This window comes from Chryseobacterium sp. GVT01B (genome assembly GCF_019970045.1).
Taxonomy (GTDB): domain Bacteria; phylum Bacteroidota; class Bacteroidia; order Flavobacteriales; family Weeksellaceae; genus Chryseobacterium.
In genome coordinates this window covers 547,234-553,936 of sequence record NZ_JAHXYI010000004.1, presented here as the reverse complement: position 1 = coordinate 553,936, position 6,703 = coordinate 547,234, and the positions used below count along the sequence as shown (strand labels likewise).

The 6,703-nt window shown below is 35.8% G+C and carries 5 protein-coding genes; 4 read left to right on the top strand and 1 reads right to left on the bottom strand.

The genetic code is table 11. The features are described 5' to 3' along the window. The coding region (locus LC457_RS12440) for a dicarboxylate/amino acid:cation symporter (protein WP_223600105.1) at window positions 1-628 on the bottom strand (628 nt) is incomplete at its 3' end. A 220-nt stretch (window positions 629-848) separates the two neighbouring features. Here LC457_RS12440 and LC457_RS12435 point away from each other — a divergent pair. From LC457_RS12435 to LC457_RS12420, 4 genes are all read left to right on the top strand, one after another. Beyond that, window positions 849-1,337 (top strand): BON domain-containing protein, encoded by a 489-nt coding sequence (locus LC457_RS12435; RefSeq protein WP_223600103.1) that lies wholly within the window; start codon window positions 849-851, stop codon window positions 1,335-1,337. Between the two features lie 6 nt (window positions 1,338-1,343). Beyond that, window positions 1,344-1,763: an SH3 domain-containing protein gene (locus LC457_RS12430; RefSeq protein WP_047420872.1), complete on the top strand. Its 420-nt coding sequence runs from the start codon at window positions 1,344-1,346 to the stop codon at window positions 1,761-1,763. Between the two features lie 95 nt (window positions 1,764-1,858). After that, window positions 1,859-4,624: a TonB-dependent receptor gene (locus LC457_RS12425; protein ID WP_223600102.1), complete on the top strand. Its 2,766-nt coding sequence runs from the start codon at window positions 1,859-1,861 to the stop codon at window positions 4,622-4,624. 128 nt (window positions 4,625-4,752) lie between these two features. After that, window positions 4,753-6,612: a CocE/NonD family hydrolase gene (locus LC457_RS12420; protein ID WP_223600101.1), complete on the top strand. Its 1,860-nt coding sequence runs from the start codon at window positions 4,753-4,755 to the stop codon at window positions 6,610-6,612. The last annotated feature ends 91 nt before the right edge of the window (window positions 6,613-6,703 follow it).

The window sequence follows — 6,703 nt, the reverse complement described above, 5'->3', positions numbered from 1 at the left end:
CAATAGCTCCCAATACTCCCAGCGGAGCAAACCACATGATGTACCCAACCATTTTAAGGATTGCGTGAGCGATGATATCAAAAAGCTTCACCACAGGCTTAGAATACTCTTCACCTAAATTGGCAAGTGCAACTCCAAACATCACTGCAAATATCACGATCTGTAATACTTCATTGGTTGCAAAGGCTTCAAATAAACTTTTAGGAATCATATGCTTTACAAAGTCTTCCATGGAGAAACTTTTACTGCTTTTAAGAAGCTCATCAGCAGAAGATACATCCTGAATCGGTAGTTTTGTGACATGTCCCGGCTCCAGCCAATTAACGAGGATCAACCCGATAAAAAGGGAAATCAGAGATGCGGAAATAAACCAAAGCATTGCTTTTGTTCCTACCCTTCCGATCATTTTGATATCACTCATTTTGGCAATACCCACCACCAAAGTCGTAAACACCAAAGGAGCAATAATCATCTGTACCAATCTGATGAAAACTGTTCCCAGCAGTTTTATGTTTTTAGCAAAAGGTTCTGCATTCTCAGGATATTTCACGTGTACAATACCTCCAATTCCTACTCCAACAAGAAGGGCAATGATAATTGCTATAAAAAGTTTATTCTGTCCTTTCATATATATAGTTCAATTTGCGCAAATATAATGGTTTTTCAATTGGCAGGAGATTTTCTTCAATGGGGATTAATTTTACATTAAGTTTTTAATACCCAAAAATTAAAAGCCTGGTTTAGAAAATATTGTAAAAAAATTAAGAAACATTTATTGAATTTTTATTCTTTTGGTACAAATTTTATTATTACATTTGATTGTATAACAACATTAATAAATATACAATATGAAAAAAACTATTGCAATGGCTGCATTAGCTGTAGCTGTATCTTTCGGTGCTATTTCTTGTAAAAAGAAAGTTTCTGATGCCGACCTTCAGACTCAGGCTACAACGGTAGTAACTTCTAATCCCAATGCTTCTGTTGAAGTAAAAGAAGGTGTAGCTCACTTAAGCGGTACTTTCGCAGATCAGCAGTCTAAAGACGCGATGATCGCAAAATTAAAAGCGATCAACGGAGTAAAAGACGTAATGGATATGTCTACTGTAGCAGCTGCTCCTGCTGCGGCACCTGTTGAAACTGCTTCTGCTGTAGATCCTGCTGTTCAGAAAAAAGTTCAGGATGCGGTGAAGGATTTCCCTTCTGTAAAAGTAGAAGTTGTAAACGGACAGCTTACTCTTACAGGAAATGTTTCCGGCCTGCAGGCTAGAAAAATCAAAGAATCTGTAGATGCTTTGAAAATCGGAAAGTATAACAACAACCTAATCGTAAAATAATTTAAGATGAGCGAATTACAAGATAAATATTCAAGCGTAGTTTCAGCGGCACAGTCTGCAGGAATCTCTAATCTTCAGGTTCAGGAGCAGGACGGAATTCTTTATGTTTCCGGAAATGCTTCCAACACTGCGGCTAAAGATGCTGTATGGAATGCTTTAGGAGCTATTGATTCTACTTATTCTGCTTCAGATATCAATATTGATGTACAGGTTGCAGGTCTTACTTCAGGAGCTTCTTTAACAGTGGCAACAGAAGATTCTAACCTTAATATCAGACAGGAGCCTTCTACTGAAGCTGCCGTAGTAGGTAAAGCGGCTAAAGGTTCTTCTGTAACTTTAATTGAACAAACTTCTGATGACTGGTGGAAAGTGAAAACTGATGACGGTCAGGAAGGATATGCTTATTCAAGATATTTAAGAGCATAAATTTTATTAAAAAATAATAAAGTTTCACAAATAAAGCATAGAAACATCCCTATTTTGGGATGTTTTTATATTTTTACGGCTCAGAAAAAAAACTAATGAAGAAAACTCTGTTGCTATTGACTTTGATGTTCACAGTCATTATTCTGCACGCTCAAAAACTACACATTGACGGAAAAATATCAGATTCTGAAAAGAAGCCGATAGAAAATGCCACCGTTTACCTTTTGAAAGAAAAAGATTCGTCCATTATCAATTACACAGCCACCAATAAAGAAGGAAAATTTTCTCTGAAGATTGATGATGTAAAAGAACCTTCCATTCTTAAAATTGACGCTGATAAATTATCTTCCTATTCAAAAAAATTTGATAAAATAGATCAGGCATTATCCTTAGGAGATATTCAGCTTGAAAAGCAAAGTATTGTCAACAATATTGATGAGGTAAAAATCACAGCATCACCCGTAAAAATTAAAAAAGATACTATTGAGTTCAGTGCAGCAGCAATCAAAGTAAGACCTGACAGTAAAATAGAAGAACTTCTGAAACAAATTCCAGGCGTAGAGATCAATAATGATGGAAAAATTACAGTAAACGGAAAGGAAGTCGATCAAATTATGATCAACGGGAAACCTTTCTTTGATAAAGACGGCAAAATTGCCCTTCAGAATTTGCCCGCAGATATTATCAAGAATATTCAGTTTACAACAACCAAGACAAAGGAAGAAGAACTGAGCGGGACAACAGCCAAATCTCAGAATACCACTATCAATTTTAATATTGACGAAAAGAAAAATAAAGGTTTGCTGACAAGACTTACGGTAGGTTATGGTTCAGACAAGCGGTATGAGGCTAGCGGGCTGGCCAGTTATTTTAAAGGCGATACTAAAGTAAGTATCCTTGCTTCTTCCAATAATATCAATTCACAGGGGTTTTCCAGGGATGAGGTTTTTGACAGTATGGGGAACGGCCGGAATGCCTGGATGATGCAGGGAGGATCTGTCTCAACAGTAGGAAATGTGACGTATTACAACCAGGGAGGCGGTACAAGAGGAATTCAGCGGTCTACAACCATTGGATTGAATTACAGTGATAAAATGGGGAAAAATGCTGATCTGGATTCTTTCAGTCTGATGCATTCGGATTCTAATACGGAGACAAGATCCAAGGTTTCAAGATCTACTCTTTTACCCAATTATACGCTTCAGACCAATTCTGAAAGTAACGGAGAAAATGAATCCAAGCAGTACAGTTTTGATACTTCAGTTAAAATCAAGCTGGATTCTATGACAAGTGTTTATCTTTCCCCTAGATTTACTAAAAGCAGTAGTTTCAGTTTCAATAATTCACAATCATCTACTTTGAAGAATGGAAGTCTTCTGAATGAAAGTAACTCCTATTCAAGTAATGATTCGGAAAGTAATTCATTTAATCCTTACATCTATTTTTCCAGAAAATTCAAGAAAAAAGGCCGTGTGCTTTCAGCCAATATGAACAGTTCAATTTCTGAGTCTAAAAGGGATAATCTAAGTCAATCCCAGAATACGTTTTATGATGAAAACGAGATAACAAAAGATAATCGTGATCAATTGGCCAAGAATAAAAATCAGAACAGCTCTTTCAATTTCAGTGCAGGATATTCAGAACCCATTTCCGATTCGTCCAGTGTAAATTTTAAAATAAAATATGAAGCGAGATCAGCGAGGGATGTAAGGAATGTAAATGATTTTGATAATGCTACCGGAGATTACACTAAATTCAACCAGCTTTTATCAAATAATATGAAGCAGAGAATCAATCAGATTTCTCCTGAATTGAGCTATCAGATCAATAAAAATAAACTCAACTTCTGGGCTTCGGTGAATCTTGATATTTCTGATATGAAGGTTAACTCCATCTACAACGGACAGCAATATGACCTGCAGAAAAATTTCGTATTACCTGAATATAATCTCAACCTTTACTATCAGCTTGGAGAAGGTAAAACCTTAAGTATCTATAATTACTCCAACTTTAACATTCCGACTGCAGAACAGCTGACTCCTTATAAAGATGAATCCAATCCTTTGATTACCTATCAAGGAAACCCCAATTTGAAAAATACCTGGGTCAACAATCTTTATCTGTATTTCAATAATTATAATAAAGTAAAAAATCTCAGTTATTATTTCAATATTGGTTTTACGTACAGAAATAATGACATCATTAATTTTTCCACCTATGATAATGCAGGAAAACAAGTGGTAACTTATAATAACGTAAGCGGAAATAAAAGCATTAACGCCGGCGGAGGCTTCAGTAAAAACCTGAAATGGAAAAATGATAAACTGACCATTAACCCAACATTCAACATGAATTATAATTACAATAATGGTTTTATCGACGGGCAATCTTTTACCAGCAGTTCATACAATCTTAATCCTGGTCTTAATCTTGTGTATGAGATCAAAGATAAAATGACCATAAAACCTTCTTACAGGCTTGGATACAGCTTCTCAAATTATACCAATTATAATTTAAAAAGTGTAAATACAGCCAACCAGTCATTGAAACTTGAACTGACCAATTATATGCTGAAGGGAAGGTTTGTTTTTGGAAATGATTTTGAATATAACACCAATTCCAATATTGCTCCCGGCTTTAAAAAAGATTTCTACTTCTGGAATACCAGTCTGGGCTATTCATTCTACAAAAAGCAGTTTACAGCAAAAGTGAAGATTTATGATGTCTTGAATCAAAATCAAAGCGTAAGAAGAACGATCACAGATTCTTATTTTGAAGACCGTGAAGATCTGATCCTGAAACGATACATCATGTTCTCTATCAGCATGAAGCTGAATAAGTTTGCAGGTAAGAAACTGTAAAGAAGCAACACCATACTTTTATATATAATTTTTGATAATGGCCGGATATTTCCGGCTATTTTTATGAATACAGAGAAGATTGATCGATAACAGTGTTTTTATTTTTAAATTAGCGTCAAATTTTTTTTATGAAGATCCATATTTCAGTATTATGTATTCTTTTTTTCATTCTTGGAAAAGCTCAGAAGACGGAACAGAAAGATACTTTCGTTAAAGACAATTTCACCAAGAAAGAATTTTATATTCCGATGCGTGATGGAGTGAAACTTTTCACTGCTGTATATATCCCGAAAGATATATCAAACAAGAACAAATATCCGTTTCTGATGCAGAGAACCTGCTACAGCATCGCCCCATACGGAGAGAATGAATATAAAACAAAGGTAGGCCCCAACACCTATCTGATGAAAGACAAGTATATTTTTGTATACCAGGATGTACGCGGAAGATATATGAGTGAAGGTACTTTTACCAATATGACTCCACAGGTAGAGCGTAAAACTAAAAAAGATGTAGATGAAAGTACAGATACTTATGATACCATTGAATGGCTTTTGAAAAACATCAAGGACAATAATGGTAAAGCCGGTCAGTTTGGGACATCTTATCCCGGATTCTATACTGCTGTAGGAACGTTGTCACAACACCCTGCGCTGGTAGCTTCTTCTCCACAAGCCCCTATCTCAGATTTCTGGAATGACGATTTCCTTCACAACGGAAGGTTTATGCTAGGCTATTTCAGAACATTCCCTGTTTTTGGAGTTCAGAAAACACAACCTGAAAAACAAGCATGGTATATGGATTCTTTCATCAAGCAGACTTCTGAAGACGGATTAAAATTCTACAGAGATATGGGTACGCTGAAAGACGGATATGAAAAGTATTATAAGAATAATTTCTTCATGACAGAAATTATGAATCATACCAACTATGATGAATTCTGGCAGAAAAGAGGTCTTCTTCCTCATTTGAAGAATATCAATCATGCTGTAATGACTGTTGGCGGATGGTTTGATGCAGAAGATCTTTCCGGTCCTCTGAATATTTATAAAACGATTGAAAAAACAAGCCCTAAAGCTAAAAACACAATTGTAATGGGACCTTTCTCTCATGGTGGATGGTCTCAGGAGCAGGGAAAACATTTCCACAGCGAAACCTATTTTGGAGACAGTATTGCAACATACTACCAGAAAAATATTGAAACAAAATTCTTCAACCACTACCTGAAAGGCAATACAAAAGAAGATGCGGGACTTCCTGAAGCGCTGATGTATGATACTGGAGCTAAAGAATGGAAAGAATTTACTTCTTACCCACCTAAAAATGCTCAGAAAGTTAACTTTTATTTAGCTGACAACACCTTGAAGAAAACTTCCGGACAAGGATATTCTGAATATTACAGTGATCCTAACAATCCTGTTTTAAGCTCAGATCATTTAAAAGATTTCAATGGTTTCACCCCCAAAAATTATATGTCCGAAGACCAGAGATTTGCTGTCGGAAGACCTGATGTTCTGACTTTCACAACCGATGTTCTGACAGAAGATATCGCGTTTGCCGGAGAGATCATGGCCAAACTTAATATTGCTTCTTCTTCTACAGATGCTGATTTTGCGGTAAAATTAATTGACGTTTACCCTGAAGACTTTAAACCTGCAGAAAAGAAAGAAGGTGTTATCTATGGTAACTATCATCAGATGGTAAGAAGTGAAATAATGCCTGCAAGGTTCAGAAATACAAAAGAAAAAGGAGAAGCTTTGGTTCCTAATCAAAAAACAGCTGTTAATTTCAGACTTCAGGATGTGGTTCACACCTTCAAAAAAGGACATAAAATCCAGATTCAGATCAGCAGTACATGGTTCCCGCTTTTCGCCATCAATCCACAGAAGTTTATGGATAATCCAAATTTCGCAACCAAAGAGGATTATACAAAAGCATTTATTAAAGTATATAATGACAGCTCTATTGAAGCTGAAGTTTTAAAATAATTTTGAAAAAGCTGTTCAGACAAACAGCTTTTTTATTTTTTTAGGTTTTGGCTAAAGCCGGATGAATTTATTTCTTTGTTCAACTGGGCTA